This window comes from Stappia taiwanensis (assembly GCF_014635285.1).
GTDB classification, from domain to species: domain Bacteria; phylum Pseudomonadota; class Alphaproteobacteria; order Rhizobiales; family Stappiaceae; genus Stappia; species Stappia taiwanensis.
In genome coordinates this window covers 121,071-142,157 of sequence record NZ_BMCR01000006.1, presented here as the reverse complement: position 1 = coordinate 142,157, position 21,087 = coordinate 121,071, and the positions used below count along the sequence as shown (strand labels likewise).

General features: G+C 65.9%; 15 protein-coding genes and 1 tRNA gene. 6 read left to right on the top strand and 10 right to left on the bottom strand.

The genetic code is table 11. From position 1 onward, the window contains the following. Positions 1-5: 5 nt before the first annotated feature. The 4 genes from IEV83_RS14815 to IEV83_RS14800 all read right to left on the bottom strand — a co-directional run bounded on the left by IEV83_RS14815 (position 6) and on the right by IEV83_RS14800 (position 4,311). Positions 6-761 (bottom strand): ABC transporter ATP-binding protein, encoded by a 756-nt coding sequence (locus IEV83_RS14815; protein ID WP_181759646.1) that lies wholly within the window; start codon positions 759-761, stop codon positions 6-8. Further along, complete coding sequence (locus IEV83_RS14810; protein WP_181759647.1) at positions 761-2,011, bottom strand: branched-chain amino acid ABC transporter permease; 1,251 nt, start codon at positions 2,009-2,011, stop codon at positions 761-763. The genes IEV83_RS14815 and IEV83_RS14810 overlap by 1 nt, the downstream gene beginning before the upstream one ends. Further along, on the bottom strand, positions 2,008-2,913 hold the full coding sequence (locus IEV83_RS14805; RefSeq protein ID WP_209003194.1) for a branched-chain amino acid ABC transporter permease: 906 nt from the start codon (positions 2,911-2,913) through the stop codon (positions 2,008-2,010). The genes IEV83_RS14810 and IEV83_RS14805 overlap by 4 nt, the downstream gene beginning before the upstream one ends. Positions 2,914-3,045: 132 nt before the next feature. Beyond that, positions 3,046-4,311 carry a branched-chain amino acid ABC transporter substrate-binding protein gene (locus IEV83_RS14800; RefSeq protein ID WP_181759649.1) on the bottom strand — a complete coding sequence of 422 codons (1,266 nt, stop codon included), beginning with the start codon at positions 4,309-4,311 and terminating at the stop codon, positions 3,046-3,048. A 156-nt stretch (positions 4,312-4,467) separates the two neighbouring features. Here IEV83_RS14800 and IEV83_RS14795 point away from each other — a divergent pair, with 156 nt between their 5' ends. The 3 genes from IEV83_RS14795 to IEV83_RS14785 are packed head-to-tail and all read left to right on the top strand — an operon-like array spanning position 4,468 to position 7,693. Further along, positions 4,468-5,250: an SDR family NAD(P)-dependent oxidoreductase gene (locus IEV83_RS14795; RefSeq protein WP_181759650.1), complete on the top strand. Its 783-nt coding sequence runs from the start codon at positions 4,468-4,470 to the stop codon at positions 5,248-5,250. Positions 5,251-5,295: 45 nt separating this feature from the next. Continuing rightward, positions 5,296-6,981 (top strand): class I adenylate-forming enzyme family protein, encoded by a 1,686-nt coding sequence (locus tag IEV83_RS14790; protein WP_181759651.1) that lies wholly within the window; start codon positions 5,296-5,298, stop codon positions 6,979-6,981. Between the two features lies 1 nt (position 6,982). Beyond that, a complete protein-coding gene (locus IEV83_RS14785) occupies positions 6,983-7,693 on the top strand; it encodes a TetR/AcrR family transcriptional regulator (RefSeq protein ID WP_181759652.1) in 711 nt (236 codons plus the stop codon). Positions 7,694-7,716: 23 nt separating this feature from the next. Here the strand turns inward: IEV83_RS14785 and blaOXA are convergent, their stop codons facing one another. Next, positions 7,717-8,556 (bottom strand): class D beta-lactamase, encoded by an 840-nt coding sequence (gene blaOXA, locus IEV83_RS14780; RefSeq protein ID WP_181759653.1) that lies wholly within the window; start codon positions 8,554-8,556, stop codon positions 7,717-7,719. A gap of 240 nt (positions 8,557-8,796) precedes the next feature. Between blaOXA and IEV83_RS14775 the strand changes: the two genes are divergently transcribed. Beyond that, a tRNA-Arg gene (locus tag IEV83_RS14775) sits at positions 8,797-8,873 on the top strand. A gap of 80 nt (positions 8,874-8,953) precedes the next feature. Here IEV83_RS14775 and IEV83_RS14770 read toward each other — a convergent pair. From IEV83_RS14770 to IEV83_RS14750, 5 genes are all read right to left on the bottom strand, one after another. Beyond that, positions 8,954-9,823: an RNA polymerase factor sigma-32 gene (locus IEV83_RS14770; RefSeq protein WP_181759654.1), complete on the bottom strand. Its 870-nt coding sequence runs from the start codon at positions 9,821-9,823 to the stop codon at positions 8,954-8,956. Between the two features lie 415 nt (positions 9,824-10,238). Next, positions 10,239-10,820: a CarD family transcriptional regulator gene (locus tag IEV83_RS14765; protein ID WP_181759655.1), complete on the bottom strand. Its 582-nt coding sequence runs from the start codon at positions 10,818-10,820 to the stop codon at positions 10,239-10,241. Between the two features lie 379 nt (positions 10,821-11,199). After that, complete coding sequence (gene fdxA / locus IEV83_RS14760; RefSeq protein ID WP_181759656.1) at positions 11,200-11,538, bottom strand: ferredoxin FdxA; 339 nt, start codon at positions 11,536-11,538, stop codon at positions 11,200-11,202. Between the two features lie 265 nt (positions 11,539-11,803). Next, complete coding sequence (locus tag IEV83_RS14755; RefSeq protein ID WP_181759657.1) at positions 11,804-12,280, bottom strand: RNA-binding S4 domain-containing protein; 477 nt, start codon at positions 12,278-12,280, stop codon at positions 11,804-11,806. Between the two features lie 42 nt (positions 12,281-12,322). Then, positions 12,323-15,457, bottom strand: coding sequence for a helicase-related protein (locus tag IEV83_RS14750; RefSeq protein WP_209003185.1), 3,135 nt, complete (start codon positions 15,455-15,457; stop codon positions 12,323-12,325). Between the two features lie 904 nt (positions 15,458-16,361). On the opposite strand from IEV83_RS14750, the gene pyc reads away from it, so the two are divergent. Both pyc and IEV83_RS14740 read left to right on the top strand, forming a co-directional pair. Further along, positions 16,362-19,874 carry a pyruvate carboxylase gene (gene pyc, locus IEV83_RS14745; RefSeq protein WP_181759658.1) on the top strand — a complete coding sequence of 1,171 codons (3,513 nt, stop codon included), beginning with the start codon at positions 16,362-16,364 and terminating at the stop codon, positions 19,872-19,874. Further along, positions 19,871-21,073, top strand: coding sequence for a winged helix-turn-helix domain-containing protein (locus IEV83_RS14740; RefSeq protein ID WP_244628199.1), 1,203 nt, complete (start codon positions 19,871-19,873; stop codon positions 21,071-21,073). Before pyc ends, IEV83_RS14740 begins: the two co-directional genes overlap by 4 nt. The last annotated feature ends 14 nt before the right edge of the window (positions 21,074-21,087 follow it).

Sequence of the window (21,087 nt, the reverse complement as noted above, 5' to 3'; positions counted from 1 at the left end):
CGCGCTCATGCCTCCGCTCCGAGATAGGCTTCGCGCACCGCCGGATCCTGGCGGATCTCCTCCGGCGTGCCGGTGGCGATGATCTGGCCGTAGACCAGCACCGACACCCGGTCGGCCAGGCTGAACACCACGTTCATGTCATGCTCCACCATCATCACCGTCCGCCCCACCGCCACCTTGCGCAGGAAGCCGGAGAACTGCTCCACCTCATTGTGGTTCATCCCGGCGGTGGGCTCATCGAACAAAAGCACCCGGGCATCACCAGCAATGGTCATGCCGACCTCAAGCGCCCGCTGCTCCGCATAAGACAGATTGCCGGCCTTTTCGCCCGCCCGCGCCGACAGGCCGATCTCCTCGATCAGCCGCTCCGCCTCAGCGCCGATCCGACGATATCCGGAGGCCCGCCGCCAGAAGCAGTAGCCCGCCCGGCCCGGCCACATCAGCGCGCAGCGGATGTTCTCGAACACGCTCATCTCGTTGAAGATGTTGGTGATCTGGAAGGAGCGCGAGAGACCAAGGCGGTTGATCCGGTAGGGCCGCATCCCCGAGATCTGCGTGTCGCCGAGCAGGATCTTTCCGGAGGTCGGGGCAAACCGTCCCGAGATCAGGTTGAAGAAGGTGGACTTGCCGGCGCCATTCGGCCCGATCACCGCATGGAAACTGCCCTCGCGCACGTCGAGCGAGATGCCGCGAATGATCTGGGCGGCGCCGAAATCCTTGTGAAGATCGCGAATGGAAAGCGCGGGCCCGGAAGCGGTCATCATGAGCCCTCCTCCACCAGCGGCGTGACGACCACCTCAGGCCGCCGCCCCCCGCGCCGGGCCCGCAGGACCAGCGCCGCCGACAGGGCGCAGGCCCCCAGCGCCAGCGCCCACACGCCCCAGTTCGTGGCATCGACATCGCGCCAGAACAGGCGCAGCGGATCGCTTGGGTCGAAGCTGTTGGACAGGTGATAGCTCAGCTCGACCAGCATCACCCCGCCGACCAGCCCGGACAGCACCGCCGGCCCCCAGACCAGCGCCCGGCGCAGGCACCCCGCCGCACCGTGGCGGCGCAGTGCCCCGGGCAGTTCGGCCAGGATCCCGGTCAGCCCGCGCGGCGCGAACAGGATGATCGCCAGGAACAGAAGACCGTAATAGAACAGCCAGGCATCGGTGATCCGCGCCAGGTTGAGCTCCAGGAGCAGCACCACGAAGGCACCGACCACCGGCCCCAGCACATAGGTGATGCCGCCGAGATAGGTGGCGATCAGCACATTGGCCGAGGTGCGCAGCCCGAATACCTCCGCATTGGCGATCTCGAAGGTGAGCGCGAACAGGCTGCCGGCAAGCCCGGCGAAGGTGCCGGCGATGCAGAATTGCAGGAAGCGGATCCAGTAGGGATCGTAGCCGAGAAACTCCACCCGCTGCGGATTGTCCCGCACCGCATTCGCCATCCGGCCAAGCGGGCTGCGCGACAGGAACACCATCAGGGCGACGCTGACCAGCGCCCAGACCAGCACCAGCAGATAGATCTCCGAGGGCCGGCCGTAGCCCAGACCGGTGAGGGTGACATCCACCATCCGATCGGTGGAGACCCCTTGCTCGCCGCCAAAGACGCTTGGAAACACCATGGCGGCGGCGGTGATCAGCTCAGCCATGCCCAGCGAGATCATGGCGAAGGTGGTGCCGGCCCGGCGCACGGAGACGAGCCCCAAGACGGCGGCCATCGCCAGCCCCGCGAGCGCGCCGCCAAGCGGTATGAATTCCAGGGGCAGTGCCAGCGCACCGCCGCCGATCGCCGTGATCAGATAGAGCGCGGCAAAGACGCCGCCGCCGAAATAGACCGCATGGCCGAAGGACAGGAGCCCGGTCTGTCCCAGAAGCACATTGTAGGACATGGCGAAGGTCACCATCACCGCGAGCTGGGTCAGGAACAGGGTGAGAAAACGGCTGTCCGAGACCAGCGGCAACGCCAGCGCCGCGCTGAGGGCGAGAAGGCCTAAGAGCAGGAAAGAGACGGATCTGGTCATGTTTCGCGCGTCCCCAGAAGCCCCCGGGGCCGCACGATCAGGAGCACCACGAGCAGGAGATAGGGAAGGACCGGCGCAAGATTGGCCGGAGTGATCGTCCAGATTTCACGGAACGGCCCGGTCGCCTGCGGCGCGGCGGCGCCAAGGCTCACCACCAGATCGGTCAAGGTGCCGTCGAAGGCGACCATCAACGTCTGCAGGATGCCGATGAGGATCGAGGCGAGGAAGGCGCCGAGCAGCGAGCCGAGCCCGCCGAAGACGACGATCACGAACAGGATCGTCCCCATCTGATGGGCCATGCCCGGCTCGGTGACGAGATAATTGCCGCCAATCACCCCGGCGAGACCGGCCAGCGCCACGCCGCCGCCGAACACCAGCATGAACAGGCGCGGCACATTGTGCCCGAGCGCCCACAACACGTCCGGATGGGACAGCGCCGCCTGCACCATCAGGCCGACCCGGGTGCGCTTCAGCAGCGCCAGGAGGCCGAGAAACATCAGAACGGCGATGGCGAACATGAAGGCGCGATAGGCGGAATAGTCGATGCCGCCAATGGAAAACAGCGGAAAGTCAAGCACCTCCGGGATGCGATAGGGCACCGGCTGACGGCCCCAGACAAGCCGGACCAACTCCTCGATCAGATAGGCAAGACCGAAGGTGAACAGAAGCTCGGCCACATGGCCATGCCGGTGCACCACCCGCAGGCCGTAGCGCTCGACGGTGGCGCCGAGCAGCCCGACCAGAAGCGGCGCCAGCACCAGCCCCATCCAGAAATTGCCGATGCTGCTCAGTTGATAGGCGAAATAGGCGCCCAGCATGAAGAAACTGGCATGGGCGAAGTTGAGCACGCCCATCAGGCTGAAGATCAGCGTCAAGCCGCTGGCCAGCATGAATAGCAACATGCCGTAGAGCAGGCCGTTGACCACGGCAAAGGCGAAAGTATCCACCCGCAAAGCCTCCCCAAGGGCGGGTTGCTTCCCCTTTTCAAGAGGGACGCAACCCGCGAATTCCAGTCAGATCGGTGAAACGGGCACCTAGGGGCGCTTCACCTCACAGGTGGAATCGTCGGAAAGCTGATCGCCGTTCACCGTCAGGACCGTCTTCCAGCCAAGGCCCGTCCCTTCGGCGTCGTTGGTGATCCCTTCACCGGTAAAGACCGACATGAACAGCGGGTGGAACAGCTGGTGATCGGAGGCGCGCATGGTCATCTTGCCGGTGGGACCATCGAAAGCGGCCCCGGACAGGGCACCGGCCACCGCCTTGGGGTCGGTCGAGCCGGCCGCCTCGATGGCCTCGGCCAGCATCTGCATCTGCACCAGGATCTGCACGTAGTAGAGATCCTCGCCATATTTCTCCTGAAAACCGGAGACCAGTTGGCCCGCCGCCGCGTTGTCCTGCTCCACCGGGACGTCCGGATGCCAGGGCGCGGCATCGTAGACCCGGCCGACACCGGCCGCGCCAATCGCCGTCGGCGTGCCGAAGGTGCCCGAATACTGGGTGAAGAACTTGGCATCGAGGCCGGCGCTGTTGGCCGCCTTGATCAAAAGCGTCAGGTCGGCGCCGAAGTTGCCGGTCACCACCGCATCGGCGCCGGCGGCCTTGATCTTGGCCACATAGGGGGTGAAGTCCTTGACCTTGCCAAAGGGGTGGAACTCATCGCCGACGATCTCGATATCGGGGCGCTTTTCCGCCAGCATCTCCTTGGTGTAGCGGCTGACCTCATGGCCGTGGCCATAGTCCTGACCGATGATGTAGACCTTCTTGATGTCCTTGTCGGCGGCGATCAGATCGGTCAGACCGGCCTGCTTCATGCCCGAATGGGCCTCGAAGCGGAACATGTAGAAATTGCACTTGTCGCGGGTCAGCGACGGGTCCGCCGAACCGTAGTTGAGATAGAGCACCGGATCGTCCGGATTGCGCCGGTTGTGCTTGTTGACCGCATCGGCCAGCGCCAGCGCGATGCCCGAGCTGGTGGCCTGGGTGATGATGCGGATACCCTGATCGAGCGCCTCCTGAAAGGCGATCACCGTCTCCTGGGCGCTCGCCTTGTTGTCGAAGCGCACCACTTCGAAGGTCTTGCCGCCAAGAACGCCGCCGGCCTCGTTCACCAGATCGGCGCCAAACTGCACATGTTTGCCGTTGACGACGCCCACATTGGAAAACGTGCCCGAAAACGGGTCGATATGGCCGATGCGAATACTTTCCGCCTGCGCCGCCCCCACGGCCAGACCACTCATCGCCAATCCACCGACGGCCAGTCCACTGACGGCGAGTGCCGCCCAAAATACCGAATGCTTCATGATCTCCTCCCAATCACAGCCATTCCTCGCTATCAAATTTAGAACGACCGTTCAAGTTCATTCTTGAGAGGCGCGTCATTCCCTGCAATAAATGATCCGAAATTGCCAGACATCTCGCTGAACAAGAACGCGATTGGCATTTTTCTGGAGGAATAAATGGAACGATCATTCAGTTTTTCAGCAGATGGGGCATCGGCCATCGTCACCGGCGCGGCATCGGGGCTCGGCCAGGCGACCGCCCTCAAGCTGCATCAGGCGGGCTACCGGGTCACCGCCGTCGATCTCGATGCGGAGGCGCTGCGCGCCGCGCTGCCCCATGAGGGCATCGAAACCGCCGCCTGCGATGTCGCAGACCCCGAGACCGCGGAGCGGCTGTTCGCCGACCATGCGGCGCGCTGGGGAAGCCCGCGCGTCCTCGTCAACTGCGCCGGCATTGCCGCGCCCGGTGCCACCTTGCGGCCGGACGGCCCCATGCCGCTCGACGAATTCCGCAAGGTTCTCGAGGTCAATCTGATCGGCAGTTTCAACTTCATCCGCCTCGCCGCCCGGCAGATGCAGGAGGCCGAGCCGGATGCGGACGGTGAGCGCGGCGTGATCGTCAACACCAGCTCGGTCGCCGCCTTCGACGGCATGGTCGGCCAGGCCGCCTATTCTGCCTCCAAGGGCGGTGTTGCCGCCATGACCCTGCCACTTGCCCGGGAGCTGGGCAAATACGGCATCCGCGTCATGGCCATCGCCCCCGGCGTGTTTTCAACGCCGATGGTGCACGGCATGCCGGACCGGTCCCGCGATGTGGTCACCGCCCTGCGCCCGCCCTTCCCCGACCGGCTCGGCACACCGGCGGAATTCGCCGGCCTGGTGATGGCGATCATCGAAAATCACCTGCTCAACGGCGAAGTGATCCGGCTCGACGGCGGCATTCGCCTGCCGCCGCGCTGATCCGGGCCGCAAGGTCGCAAGGTCGCAAGGGAGGAGAAGACCGACATGTCCAGCACCCAGAAAACAGAGCCCTACGCTCCGGCAATTGCCGGTGAGCGCTTCGTCGTTCCCGAAACGGTCAACACCACCCGCCGGGAGTGTCATTTCGGCCACCGGCTGTTTACCTGCCTCGACCGCCGTCCGGCGCGGTTCGACGATCTGTTGCGCAAGGCCGCCCGCGACCATGGTGACAACGAGGCGCTGGTCTGCGGCGAGGAGCGCCTGAGCTACGGGGAATTCGACGCGGCCGTCAGCCGGGTCGCCAACGGGCTCACCGCCGCCGGCATTGCCCCCGGCGAGCGGGTCGGCATCATGCTCGGCAACGGCATTCCCTTCTTTCTCGCCATCATGGGCGCTGTCCGCATGGGGGCGATCGCCGTGCCCATGAGCATCAAGATGAGCGCACCGGAAACCCGCTACATCCTCAACCACTGTCAGGCCGCCGCGCTGATCACCGGCAAAGACATCCTGCCCCGTGTCCCGCCGGCCGCCGAGTGCCCCTCCTTGCGCCACATCTGGGTGGCCGGCAATGGCGAGACCACCGAGGCTGCCCCCGCCGGCATGACCGCTTTCGCCGAATTGCTCGCGGCCGACGACACACCTCCCCCGCCGGTTGGCGATGAAGATGACACCATCTTCCTGTTCTACACCTCCGGCACGACCGGCAAGCCCAAGGGCGCGCGGATCGCCAACATCAACATTGTCCATTCCGCCCTGCAATACGCCTATGCCATCGACCTGAAACCGGGCCAGCGCGGCCTGCTGGCCATTCCCGGCGCGCATATTTCCGGCTTCATGGCGCTTTACACCAACATGCTGTCGGTCGCCGGCGCCACGGTGATCCTGCCCGACTACCGCACCGCCGAGGTGCTGGAGGTGATGAAGCGCGAGGCGATCACCTTCACCGTCTTCGTGCCCTCGATCTACCAGCTGATCCTGATGCATGCCGATTTCGATGCCGGCGCCTTCGACGCCTGGCGCACCGGCATCTTCGGCGGCGGCATCATGCCGCCAGCCACCGTGCAGCGCCTCGGCGAAGTGCTGCCGGACCTGCGGCTGATCAACGCCTATGGCGCGACGGAAACCACCTCGCCGGTGTCGATCATGCCGGCCTTTGCCAGCCGCGACCGGCCGGCCAGCGTCGGCCTTCTGGTGCAATGCGCCGAGGCGGTGGTGATGGACGACGCCGGCAGGGAAGTGCCGCGCGGGCAAAGCGGAGAATTGTGGGTGCGCGGCCCGATGGTCGTGCCCGGCTACTGGGAGGATCCGGAGCAGACCGCCCGCGCCTTCATCGACGGATACTGGCGCACCGGCGATGTTGTCAGCATGGACGCGGAGGGCTACCTCTATATCCACGATCGCAAGAAGGACATGATCAACAAGGGCGGCTACAAGGTTTTCAGCGCCGAGGTGGAAAACGCACTGGTGGCGCTTGAGGGCGTGGTGGAATGCGCGGCGGTGCCGGTGGCCGATCCGGTGATGGGCGAGCGGGTCTGCGTCTTCGTCGCCTGCCAGCCCGGCGAGACGGACGAGGCCGCGCTGCGCCGCCATGCGGCCGCGACCCTGGCCGACTACAAGCAGCCGGATTTCTATCTGGTGGGCGCCGAGCCCCTGCCGCGCAACCCGAACGGCAAGGTGCTCAAGGCCCCGCTGGCCGAAAAGGCCAGGGTCTTTGAAGGGAAAAGAACCTGAGATGACGAAAGAGCCCGAATGGACCGAGGCGATCGCCTTCGATGACGAGCCTCGGCGGCAGGACAGTGGTCAGCTGCGCGCCGCCGAGACCCGCACCCGCATCATCGAGGTCGCCGAAAGCCTGTTCGCCCGCCGCAGCTTCGCCTCCGTGTCCCTCAGGGAGATCACCACCGAGGCCAATGTGGCGCTGGCGGCGGTCAATTATCACTTCGGCAGCAAGGAGGGGCTGTTCAAGGCGGTGTTCCTGCGCCGGGCGCGGGATCTCAATCGCGAACGGGCCCAGCTTCTGCAAGAGGCAGAGGCGCGCTCGGAAACCGGCATCGTGCCACTGCGCGAGGTGCTGACCGCCCTGCTCGCCCCCGGCATCCGCTGGTCCTTCGACCCGGGCGGGCGCGGCCTCTTCATTCAGTTTCTGATCCGCTGCCAGGTCGACCGCGCCTCGCCGCTCTACGACCTGTTCTACCGGGACGTCGGCCATCTGCGCCGCTTCATCCCCTACCTGCAAAAGGTTCTGCCGGAACTGAGCGCCGAGGAGATCCACTGGCGCCTGCATTTCACCCTCGGCACCCTCCATTACACCATCACCGATCTGCAGCGGCTGGAGCATATCTCCGAGGGGATTTGCGACATTTCCCAGTATGAACCGGTGCTGGAGCGCATCGTCTCCTTCGCCGAAGCGGGCTTTCGCGCCCCGGCCCGGCCGCACCGATAGCCCCCGAAGTCGGGCGGACGCCTTTAGCGCCCCGGCGCCAGCGCCCGTGCCGCCAGCGCCGGCCAATTCGCCAGCAGGGCCTTGCGCGCGCGTATGCCGGGCGAGCCCTTCTGCCGCGTTTCATCCTGAGCCAGCCGGGCGAACACCAGTGTCCGCCCGTCCTTTTCAGCCCAGCCCACATACCAGCCCCAACCGCGCGCCCGGTCGAAGCTGCCGTCCTTCCGGCGCGGATAGGCGCCGCCAGTCTTGCCCTTGAGCATCCAGCCATCGCCCGGTTCGGCAGCCTGAACGATCCGCCCGGTCATCTCCATCGCCTGGGCGGAGACCGGAAGCCGCCGATTGACCAGCTTGCCCAGAAAGGCAACCTGCTCCAGCGGCGAAATCTTCAGCGAGGACGCGATCCAGGACCGCTCCAGCCCGTTGCCCTTGCCCGGATCGCCGGAAAGGTCCGCGTTGCCATAACCAAACGCGGCGGCATAATCATGCAGCCGCTCGGCGCCGAGAAATCCTGTGATCTGCTGCGAGAACCAAACGACCGAATAGCGCATCCAGCGGGCCGGGTCGGTCGGCTGGGTCCAGGCCTTGCCGCCCCAGGCGACATAGCCCTTGCGATAGGGAAGCTTTGGCACCGTCTCATCTTCAAGGAAGCCGGAATCGAAGCCCATCAGGCTGAGCGGGATCTTGAAGGTCGAGGCCGGCGTCACCCGCGCCCCGCACCCCTCGCCCTCTTGCAGCAGGATGCGGCCATCGCCTGCGTCGGCAATCACCGTGCACAGGGTCCTGGCGCGCACCGCGGACGTCATCGCGGCCGCCCCCGACAGACCGATCAGCAAGACAAGGACGGCGCGGGGAAAAGCTCTCATGGCGGGATCCGGTTCGGGACGCGTGCGGAAATGGCGCGAGGGGCTGCGCCAAGACGGGCGGCAACTATCGCGTGACGCGCCGTCTTCGGCAAGACCACTGCGAGCACTCCGCAGCCGCGACGACACACCCCGCCGGCGCTGCTTGCCCATCCGGGATCGGAGGAAAGCGGGCGCGACCGGCGGATTGAAAATTGATTTTTCGCCGGGGTTTGTTATCAACGTCGCAGCATAGCTGCCGAGGGTCCCGTAGCTCAGCAGGATAGAGCATCAGATTCCTAATCTGAGGGTCGCAGGTTCGAATCCTGCCGGGATCACCATTTTTCAGGCGCGAGAGCCCTCCCCCGCACCCGAACAATCATCACGTCCATACCGGCGCACCGCTACCGTCTGAAGGCGGTCAGCCGCAATAGGACAGCTTGTCCGGCTGCACCTTGAGCAGGGCCTCGCGCAGCTTCTCCAGCGCCCGACTTTCGATCTGCCGCACGCGCTCCTTGGAAATGCCGAGCTTCTGCCCCAGCGCCTCCAGCGTCGCCCCATCCTCGGTGAGCCGGCGCTCGCGCACGATCCTGAGCTCTCGTTCGCTCAACACGCCGAGCGCGCTCTCCAGCCAGCGGGAACGCCGTTCGGTGTCGATCACCGCGCCCACGGTTTCTTCCGGAAGCGGTTCGTCCGACACAAGGAAGTCCTGCCGGTCGGTGCCTGGTCCGTCGCTTTCCGACACCGGCGCGTTCAGCGAGGTATCCGGACCGGAAAGACGCGCGCTCATGGTCGCCACATCCGCCGGCTTAACCCCCATCACGTCGGCGATCTTGGAAACCAGTTCCGTTTCCGTGATCTGGGTGGTGCCGCTGGTCAGCTTCGCCCGCAGGCGGCGCAGGTTGAAGAACAACGCCTTTTGCGTCGAGGACGTGCCCCCGCGCACGATCGACCAGTTGCGCAGGATATAGTCCTGGATCGAGGCGCGGATCCACCAGGTGGCGTAGGTGGAAAAGCGCACCTCCCGCTCCGGTTCGAACCGCGAGGCGGCTTCCAGCAGACCGATATGCCCTTCCTGGATGAGGTCAGCCATCGACAGGCCGAAGTTGCGATACTTGGCGGCAACAGCGATCACCAACCGCATATGCGCCAGGCTCAGCCGGTCAAGCGCGGCCTGATCGTCCTCGTAGCGCCATTTCAGCGCCAGTTCGTGCTCTTCCTCGCGGCTCAGATAGGGCGCGTTCATCGCTGCCCGAACCAGTTGCCGACGGTCACCTGAGAGGTAGCTCATGATGGGTTCCTCCGCGCGTTGCGCTCGGCCAGTCTACGTGGCGGCCCGCCCTTCGGTTCACCGCAGTCCGGTTCACCCAGCTCTTTGAGCAAGCACACCACCGTGTGGCGGCCGCGTCGGAACGCGCCGCCCGGATCCGGCTCCGAGGCAGAAAGCCGCCGTTTCAGGAGAGGGAGGCCTCCTGAAACACGGGCGGCACCAGCAGGCGCCACGGCAACCGGATCAACTCGTTACCCCCACAATGCGCCCAAGGCCCGATCAGAACCAATACAAGTTATCGTGTGCGACCATAAGGTTTCCTGATCGCGGGGCGGAACATCATCATTTTTGCTCGCCCTCTGCCCAGGGCCCAGACCCTAGAAAAAAAGCCCGGCGCGACGGCCGGGCTTTTTCAAAAACGCACGAAACCGAAAGATCAGGCGGCTTCTTCCTGTGCGCCCTCGCCCTCGCCTTCTGCCTCGGCTGCGGGCTTGCGCCCGGCGGACTTGGCCAGGTTCTGCTCGATCTGCCGAATGGCTTCGGTTTCCGAGCTCTTGTTGACCGCCGCGATCTCCCGCGACATCCGATCGAGCGCCGCTTCATAAAGCTGACGTTCGGAATAGGACTGCTCCGGCTGGCTGTCCGAGCGATACAGGTCGCGCACCACCTCGGCGATGGCGATCAGGTCGCCGGAGTTGATCTTGGCCTCATACTCCTGCGCGCGGCGGCTCCACATGGTGCGCTTGATGCGCGGCCGGCCACGAACGGTCTCCAACGACTTCTTGACCGCCGCCGCATCCGACAGCTTGCGCATGCCAACGGAGGCGATCTTGGCGACCGGCACCCGCAGCGTCATCTTGTCCTGTTCGAAATTGATCACCAGCAGTTCCAGGGCGTAGCCTGCGACATTCTGCTCTTCGATTGCGGTGATCTGTCCAACCCCATGCGCCGGATAGACGATATGCTCGCCCGTCTTGAAACCCTGTCTCTGCGCGGTCTTCTTTACAGTTGTCGCCATACGCTCTTGCTACTCCTGCGCAGTTGCGGCCATTGAGGCCGAAAGGGGCGACCATCGACTTCGCCCCGCCTTACGGAGATGCGCGCGCTCGCCGGTCTCTGGTTTCCCAGCGTCGCAAACGCCCGCTATTCGCTGATCAGCCGACCGAACATGCCCATCCCGAATTGGTCAGGAAGGAAACCGCTTTTCCACGCCGGAACGCCGAAACAGAATTGCGGCCATAAAAAAAACCTCCATCCGGAGGAGGAGACAGGCTTCACATCAGCTATGTAAGAATACTATCACAAAAACTGTGGATTTCAAAATACGAACGCAAACAGGGGCGTGAGCCGGGGAAGACCCTGGCTGCCACGCCCCGTAAAACGCCGCCGTTCCGGCGTCAATCGCCCGCGCCGGGCTCCGCCGAGAAGAACTTCTCGAACTTGCCGGGCTGCCCGTCCATGGCATCCGCCTCCGGCATGGGCTCCTTCTTGGCCGTGATATTCGGCCATTTGGTCGCGTATTCGGTGTTGATCTCCAGCCACTTCTCAAGACCCGGCTCGGTATCGGGCTTGATCGCATCGGCCGGGCATTCCGGTTCGCAGACGCCGCAGTCGATGCATTCGTCAGGATGAATGACGAGCATGTTCTCGCCTTCATAGAAACAATCCACCGGGCACACTTCCACGCAGTCCGTGTACTTGCACTTGATGCAATTGTCCGTGACGATATAGGTCATCGTAATCCTTTCATCGGACCGCCGTCCGGGGAGGCCCCTCCCCGCGCCAGCGCCGCATTCGCATCGCCTGAAGGATCCGCCGTCACCACCGCAAGGCCGGGAACCCGAGGGCACTGATCTCCTCTTGAAGACTGCCTAACGGGTTTGCCGGTGACCTTCAAGTTCGGAAATTGCTGCATATGGTAGCGGCAGGAGAAGATTTTCCTGCCAGCTCCGCTCCACTTGGGACCCATGCCCGATCAGCACCCGGGATCAGGCCCGCCGGTCATCCCCCATCGAGGCCGCCGCCGCGCAGGCGATCCATCTGCCGCCGCGCCCGCTTGGTCGGCCGACCGCTGCCCGGATCCCGCCGCTCCGGCCCCGCCATCCGCGCGCCAGGGCGAACATCCCCGGCCGCCTTGCCCTCCGGCGACGCAGCCGCGCCCGAGGCGGGATCGCCTTGCGGCGCCGGGGTCAGATCCTCATAGAGACGCCGCGCCTCCGGCGCAGGTCCGCGCCGCTCGCCCGGCGCCAGCACCTTCAGCACCAGCACCCGGCGCGCCACGGCAATGGTCAGCACATCCCCCGGCCGCACCGGCTTAGCCGGCGCGCTCACCTTGTCCCGGTTCAGCCGGACATGGCCGCCGCTGACGAGCTTCTGCGCCAGGCTGCGCGACTTCACCACCCGCGCATACCACAGCCATTTGTCGATCCGCTGAACCGCGTCCGGCAGGGTCCCCGGCTTTCCTTCGTCGTCGCTCATGCGCCTATCGTCCGCCGAAGTCCGGCGCCCGGCCAGCCCGCCTCAGCTCTTGTCGCGGGGCTTCTTCTCCAGATCCGCCTTCAGCGCCGCCAGCTTGGCAAAGGGCGAATCGGGATCGAGCGCCTGTTTGCGCGGGGCCGGAGCCGATTTGTACGACGCCCCCGGCTTGCCGCCGCCAGCACCATCGCGCCGCTTGCCGCCATCCGCGAAGGGGCGCCCCTTGCCCTTCGGCTTGCCACCGGGGCGACGATCCGCCGCGCCCTCACCGGCACGCCCGCGGCCGCCGCGCCGGCCCTCACGCCGACCTGCCGCCGCCTCATCGCCACCACGCCCGCGCCGTTCGCGCCGACCCGGCCGCCAGACCTCGATGGTCACCGTTTCCATCACCACCGACGGGGCAGCCTCGTCCGCGCTTTCCGCAGGCGCAGCCTCGGCCGCTTCCGGCTCGGCCGGCGCCGGCTCCGTGTTTTCCGCGTTGGACGCGACCGCTTCAGCGGCGGGCGCCTCGGCGGTCATCTCTGCGCTTGAGGCCTCAGCAACGGCAACGGCCTCGGGCTCGCCGACCCGCGCAGCTTCCGCCTCCGGTGCGGGGGCCGTATCCGTCTCGACCGGGGCCGGGGCCACCTCGCCAGCGTTTTCCGTCTCCGGCGCGGTCTCCGCAGGCGCTTCGCCCACCGCTTCGGGGGCAGCAGCAACCACCGGCCGCTGAACCTCACGGCTTTCGCTGCGGTAGCCGAGCGACTTAAGCACCGCCGAGAAATCCTCACCGGCACAGCCGAGCAAGGAGGTCATCGCCACCGTCACGGTGAACCCACCGCCTTCGGCAACGGCGCCCTCCGGCGGGGTCACGCCCGTATCGAGCGGCTTCCAGGCGAGCAGCGGGCGAATGAGATCGGCCAGCCGCTCCAGAATGTCGATGCGCACGGCGCGCGGACCGCAAACGCGGAAGCCCACCACCTTGTAGAGCGCCTTGGAAATCTCCGGATCGACCGTGATCGAGGTGCGTCCCGAGGCCGAAAGCTGCGGCAACTCCGCAAGACCCGGCATGTCCGGCTCGCCATGCTTCAGCGCCCAGAGCTGGGCGATCAGCCGGCTCGGCGCCGGCTTCAGCAGGGCCGGAACGAAAATGTGATGGGCACCGAAACGCACGCCAAGGCGGCGCAGGCCCGCCCGCATCGTCTGATCAAGCTGGCGCACGTCCTCGGAGATGTCCGCCCGCTCGACGATGCCGAGATTTTCCACCAGCCGGAAGGCGACGCCCCGGGCCAGCCCTTCGAGCCCCTCGCCCGTTTCCAGATCGCGCAGCGGCTTGACCAGCGTGTCCACATGGGCCTTGACCCAGAGCTGCAGCCGCGCCTCGACCTTCTCCCGGTCGGCACCGTCCAGCGTGTCGTCGCACAGGAACAGGATCCCCGGCGCCAGCACCGTGTCACCCGGCAACAGGCGGGCGACCACTTCCCCTTGCCAGCGCAGCGCGCCGTCGTCGGCCAGAGCGAATTCCTCGTTCGGCGCGCGCGAAAGCTTTTCCGCCCGGCTCCCCATCTCGCTGGCCAGCGCCTTTTGCGCCGCGACCCTCAGGGCCTTGCCATCGGTTCCTTCCGCTGCCGCGTCCGGCGCGAAGCGGAACCCTTGCAACTGGCCAACATGCTGTCCCTCGACGAGCACGTCGCCTGTCGATGTGATTTCCGCTTCAAGCATTGCATTCTCTCTCAGACGTCGCATCAATACGCTCGTTCGCCGGTCGACAAACCGTTGTGTCAGTCTGTCGTGCAAGGCATCCGATAAACGGTCTTCTACGCCGCGCGTGACGCCTTGCCAATGGGCGGGATCGGAAAGCCAGTCGGCGCGGTTGGCAACAAAGGTCCAGGTGCGGATATGCGCCATGCGATTGGACAGGGTGTCGATGTCCCCATCCGTCCGGTCGGCAAAGGCCACCTGGCGGGCGAACCAGTCATCCGGAACCACCCCTTCGCGGGTCAGATGGCCGAACAGACCCGCGATCAGATCCGCATGATTGGCCGGCGCGATCTTGCGGTAATCCGGCACCTGGCACACGTCCCACAAAAGTTTCGTGTTGCCCTTGCCCTCGGCCAGCCGGCGGACCGCCTCGTCGCGCACGGCCAGATCGAAGGCGGTTTCATCCGCCCCGGGCAGCGCCCGCGTCAGACCCTGCTCGCGCGGCGGCTCGTCGAGCGAGCGGCGCAAGGCGGCCACGGAGGAAAAGTCGAGCCGGGTGCTGCGCCACTGGAACACCTTGAGCGCGTCGAATCGGTGGCTCTCCAGATCCTCCACCAGATCATCCTCGAACGGATCGACCCGGCCGGTAACGCCGAAGGTGCCGTCCCTTGTGTGCCGACCGGCACGGCCGGCGATCTGCCCCATCTCCGCCGGGCTCAGCCGGCGATACTGGTAGCCGTCGAACTTGCGCACTCCGGCAAAGGCGATGTGATCCACATCGAGATTGAGCCCCATGCCGATGGCGTCGGTGGCGATCAGGTGCTGCACGTCCCCGTTCTGGAACAGCGCCACCTGGGCATTGCGGGTGCGCGGGCTGAGCGAGCCGAGCACCACCGCCGCGCCGCCATGCTGGCGCCGGATCAACTCGGCGATGGCATAGACCTCCGAGGAGGAGAAGGCGACGATGGCTGAGCGCTGCGGCAGCCGGGTGATCTTCTTCTGACCGGTGTAGGACAGCACCGACATGCGCGGCCGGGTCACCACATTCAGCCCCGGCAGCAAACGCTCCAGCAGCGGGCGTGCCGTCGCCGAGCCCAGAAGCAGGGTCTCGGAGGTGCCGCGCATGTTGAGAATACGGTCGGTGAACACATGCCCGCGCTCCAGATCGCCGGCGAGCTGCACCTCATCGATGGCGACGAAGGACGGTTTCAGGTCGAGCGGCATCGCCTCGACGGTGGAAACCCAGAACCGGGCCTCGCGCGGCACAATCTTTTCCTCGCCGGTGACCAGCGCCACCTGCCCCTCGCCGACCCGGTCGACGATGCGGCCATAAACCTCGCGCGCCAGGAGCCGCAACGGCAGCCCGATCAGGCCGCTTTCCTGGGCAATCATCCGCTCGATTGCCAGATGGGTCTTGCCGGTGTTGGTCGGCCCGAGAACGGCGGTGACGTTGCGGGCGCGGGCGACCGCCGGGAGCTGCGTGTATCCGGATTGAAGCATGGCGATTGTCGACGCGAGGTGACCTGTTTCGGTGTCGGGATGCGGTCAGCGGACCGGATCGGCGCGAAAATGGCGAATGCCGCCGCGACAGCGCGAAGCCGCCGGACCGCCGCCCCACGAATGAGCGCTGCCCCACAAGTGAGCGCTGCCCATGTGGCCAGGACAAGGCAAAGAGCTGAAGGTCACCGCCATCGCCAAGCCTTACACTCCCTCGGTTCCGAACACGGCGCCGTCACCGGGCGGAAAATTGAACCATCCCTCCCGGAGCAAGGCCCCGCAGCCGGAGGAAAACCGCCCGTTAGGTAGCACAGACCGCGCGGCCATGTCGCCCTTTCTTTTCCCGCCGATGGCGCCGGGATTTCGGCGTCGGAACAGGCGAAATCGGCGAGAACGGAACGAGTCCCGAACAAAGCCGGACCGAATCGGTCACACGCCGAGATTCCGCATTCGTTCTCCACAAGATCTCGTACTCGATAGAAAAGGGGCGCCAAAATCCTGAATCGGAACAAGGATTTACTTCCCAATTCCCGCATGGCCCGATTCCCTGCCGCGCAAGAGCTATTTCTTGAAAAAAGATGAACCAGGCAAGAAATCTCCAGCCCGGCCGATTTGCATTGCGATGAAAGCGGAAACAAAGCCTGTCCGAATCGCTGCCCCTCCTGTGTTTCCGGTTTGTTTTCACAAGATCTGGTGGCCAGCGCCCGGCCAGCCACATGGTGGGACCGGGCGATGCCCCTGCCGGCACAACCCTTCTCCTCGGCTCGTTAACCATATCGTCTCAAAATGAAGCAGCCTTGCCGCCCAGCGCGGCACCGGCCCGCTCCACCCCCCGCATCCGGCTTTCCTTGTACGGCCACGACGCGTAGAACCACAGGCAATGCCCATTGGAGAGGGAGGAGCACCTTTGGCCATTCGCAAGATCCTTGTCGCAAACCGTTCGGAAATTGCCATCCGCGTGTTTCGCGCGGCGACCGAGCTGGGTATGCGCACCGTCGCGGTCTACGCCGAGCAGGACAAACTGGCGCTGCATCGCTTCAAGGCGGACGAGGCCTACCAGATCGGCAAGGGTCCGCATCTTCCCGAGCAGCTCGGCCCGATCGAGGCCTATCTGTCGATCGACGAGATCCTGCGGGTGGCGCGCAAGGCCGAGGTCGACGCCATTCATCCAGGCTATGGCTTCCTCTCCGAAAGCCCGGAATTCGCCGAGGCCTGCGCTGCCGCCGGCTTCATCTTCATCGGCCCCGAGCCCGACACCATGCGGCGCCTGGGAAACAAGGTCGCCGCCCGCAATCTGGCGATCGAGGCCGGCGTGCCGGTGATGCCGGCCACCGATCCGCTGCCCGACGACATGAACGAGGTGCGACGCCTGGCCGAGGCCATCGGCTATCCGCTGATGCTCAAGGCCTCCTGGGGCGGCGGCGGGCGCGGCATGCGCGTCATCCGCGACGAGGAGGCGCTGATCCGCGAGACCGAGGCCGCCAAGCGCGAGGCCCGGGCCGCCTTCGGCAAGGACGAGATCTATCTGGAAAAGCTGGTGGAGCGCGCCCGCCATGTGGAGGTGCAGATCCTCGGCGACGCCCACGGCAATCTGGTCCATCTGTTCGAGCGCGACTGCTCGATCCAGCGGCGCCACCAGAAGGTGGTGGAGCGGGCACCCGCCCCCTATCTCAGCGCCGAACAACGGGCCGAGGTCTGCGATTTCGGCCTGAGGATCGGCCGGACGGTCGGCTATCGCGGCGCCGGCACCGTCGAGTTCCTGATGGATGCGGACACCGGCGCGTTCTATTTCATCGAGGTCAACCCGCGCATTCAGGTGGAACACACGGTCACCGAGGAGGTGACCGGCGTCGATCTGGTGAAGGCGCAGATCCGCATCGCCGCCGGGGCGATGATCGGCGATCCCGCCTCCGGCGTGCCGCCCCAGGGAAAGCTGCAGCTCAACGGCCATGCCCTGCAATGCCGGATCACCACCGAGGATCCGGAGCAGAATTTCATCCCCGACTATGGCCGCATCACCGCCTATCGCGGCGCCACCGGCTATGGCATCCGGCTCGATGGCGGCACCGCCTATTCCGGCGCGGTGATCACCCGCTTCTACGATCCGCTGCTGGAGAAGGTGACCGCCTGGGCCCCCACCGCCGAGGAGGCGGCCCAGCGCATGGACCGGGCCTTGCGCGAGTTTCGCATTCGCGGCGTCGCCACCAATCTGGTGTTCCTGGAGAACATCATCGGCCACGCCGATTTCCGCGCCAACAGCTACACCACCCGCTTCATCGACAGCACCCCGGCCCTGTTCGAACAGGTCACCCGCCGCGACCGGGCAACCAAGCTGCTGACCTATATCGCCGACGTAACCGTCAACGGCCATCCGGAGACCAAGGCCCGACCACGACCGCCGGCGGATGCGCCGGCGCCGGTGCCGCCGGCCTATGGCGAGACACTGAAACACGGCACCCGGCAGCTGCTGGACGAGCTCGGCCCGGCAGGCTTCGCCGACTGGATGAAGGCAGAACGGCGGGTTCTGATCACCGACACCACCATGCGCGATGCGCACCAGTCGCTGCTGGCCACCCGCATGCGCACCTTCGACATCGCCGCCATCGCCGAGAGCTACGCCGCCGGACTGCCGCAACTGTTCTCGCTGGAATGCTGGGGCGGGGCAACCTTCGACGTGGCCATGCGCTTCCTGACCGAGGACCCGTGGGAGCGGCTACGGCTGGTGCGGGAAAAGGCGCCGAACATCCTGTTGCAGATGCTGCTGCGCGGCGCCAATGGGGTCGGCTACACCAACTATCCCGACAATGTGGTCCGTGCCTTCGTCGCCGAGGCGGCGGCGGCCGGCATCGACCTCTTCCGGGTGTTCGACTGCCTCAACTGGGTAGAGAACATGCGCGTGTCGCTCGATGCGGTGATCGAGGCGGACAAGCTGTGCGAGGGGGTGATCTGCTACACCGGCGATCTGATGGACAGCGCCCGGCCGAAATACGACCTGGCCTATTACGTGAAGATGGCCCGGCAACTGGAACAGGCCGGTTGCCACATCCTCGGCGTCAAGGACATGGCCGGGCTGATGAAGCCGGAGGCGGCCCGCCGTCTGTTCACCGCCTTGAAGCAGGAAACCGGCCTGCCGATCCATTTCCACACCCATGACACCTCGGGCATTTCCGCCGCCACCGTACTGACCGCCGTCGAGGCCGGGGTCGATGCGGTCGACGCGGCGATGGACGCCTTCTCTGGCATGACGTCCCAGCCCGCACTCGGCTCCATCGTCGCCGCCCTGCGCGGCGGTGCCCGCGATCCCGGGCTCGACCCACGGACAATCCGGGAAATCTCCTTCTACTGGGAAGCGGTGCGCAATCAGTATCGCGCCTTTGAAAGCGATCTGCGCGCGCCGGCCTCCGAGGTTTATTTGCATGAAATGCCCGGTGGCCAGTTCACCAACCTGAAGGAACAGGCCCGCTCGCTCGGTCTGGAAACCCGCTGGCACGAGGTGGCGCAGGCCTATCACGACGTCAACATGATGTTCGGCGACATCGTCAAGGTCACCCCCTCTTCCAAGGTGGTCGGCGACATGGCGCTGATGATGGTCAGCCAGGGGCTCACCGTGGCGGATGTCACCGCGCCGGACCGGGAGGTCGCCTTCCCCGAAAGCGTCGTCCAGATGATGCGCGGCGATCTGGGTCAATCGCCCGGCGGCTGGCCGGCCGCACTGCAGGCCAAGGTGCTGAAGAGCGAGACGCCGATCACCGTGCGCCCGGGCTCGCTGCTCGCCGACGACGATCTGGACGCCCGCCATGCGGAAGCAGCGGAAAAGACCGGCCGCGACCTCTCCCCCACCGAGCTCGCCTCCTATCTGATGTACCCCAAGGTGTTCACCGATTTCGCCGCCGCGCAGGAGACCTACGGTCCGGTCAGCGTGCTGCCAACACCGGTCTATTTCTACGGCCTGGCCACCGGTGAGGAGATCGCCATTGACCTGGAGCCGGGCAAGACGCTGGTGGTGCGCTGTCAGGCGGTCGGCGAGACCGACGAAAAAGGCGAACGCAAGGTCTTCTTCGAGCTCAATGGCCAGCCGCGCATCATCAAGGTGCCGGACCGGGCCCATGGCGGCAAGGGCTCCGGCGTGAACCGCAAGGCCGAGGCCGGCAACGACCGGCATGTCGGCGCGCCGATGCCCGGGGTGATTTCCACCGTGGCGGTCAAGCCCGGCCAGAGCGTCACCAGCGGCGATGTGCTGGTGTCGATCGAAGCGATGAAGATGGAAACCGCCCTGCATTGCGACCGGGACGGGCGGATCGCCGAGGTGCTGGTCGCCCCGGGCAGCCAGGTCGATGCCAAGGATCTTCTGGTGGTTTTCGAAGCGACGCCGGAAGCAGGTGAAGAGGCGGCTGCCGACGCGGCGCCGGCGGACACGTGACCCTTACGATTGAGGCCCGGGATCTTGCCCGGGTCTTCCTGCATCTGCAGGGTCTTGCCGCACCGCCGGGCACAAAGGTCGGTGCGGACGGGGTCCGGCAGATGATCGACGGGCTCGGCTTCGTGCAGGTCGATTCGATCAACACGGTGACCCGTGCCCATCACCAGATCCTGTTCTCCCGCAACCAGACCTACCGGCCCAAGCTGCTGACCGGCCTGCTGGAGCGGGAGCGGGCGCTGTTCGAGCACTGGACCCATGACGCCTCGGTGATCCCGGTGTCGGCCTACCCTTACTGGCGGCACCGCTTCGCCCGCAAGCGCGAGCGGCTTAAGGCCCGCTGGACCAACTGGCACGGCGCAGAGTTTCAAGGCGAGCTCGACCGGGTGCTGGCACATATCCGCGACAACGGCCCGGCCGGCACCCGCGATTTCGACAAGGAGCGAGAGCGCAAGGAGCCGGGCTGGTGGAACTGGCATCCAGGCAAGGCCGCGCTGGAGTTTCTCTGGCACACCGGGGAGATCGCCGTCACCCGCCGGGACAATTTCGCCAAGATCTACGATCTCGCCGAACGGGTGGTGCCGGAAGAGCATTTCCGGCGCGAGGTGTTGCACGCGGCATTCATCGACTGGGCCTGCACCGGCGCGCTTGACCGGCTTGGCGTCGCCACCTCCGGGGAGATCGCCGCCTTCTACGATCTGGTTACTCCGGAGGAAGCGAAGGTCTGGTGCACCGAGACCGCCCGCGACCGTCTGCAGCCGGTGCGCATCCTCAGCAAGGACGGCAGCGAGCGGCTCTGCCACGCCCGCGCCGATCTAGACAGCCTGCTTGCCGAGGCGCCCGAACCGCCCGGGCGCGTGCGCGTGCTCAGCCCGTTCGACCCGGTGCTGCGCGACCGCAAACGCGCCGAGCGGCTGTTCGGCTTCAGCTATCGCATTGAGGTGTTCGTGCCGGCGGCCCGCCGCACCTACGGCTATTACGTGTTTCCGCTTCTGGAAGGGGCACGGCTGATCGGCCGGATCGACATGATCTGCCGACGGGCGGACGGGGTACTGGCGGTCACCGGCTTCTGGCCCGAACCGGGCATTCGCCTCGGCGAGGGCCGGCTTGCCCGGCTTGAGGCGGAAGTGGCACGCATGGCCCGGTTTACCGGCATGGAGCGGGTCGCCTTCGCCCCGGACTGGCGGCGCGACGGCCCATGAGGCGCCGCCGCTCC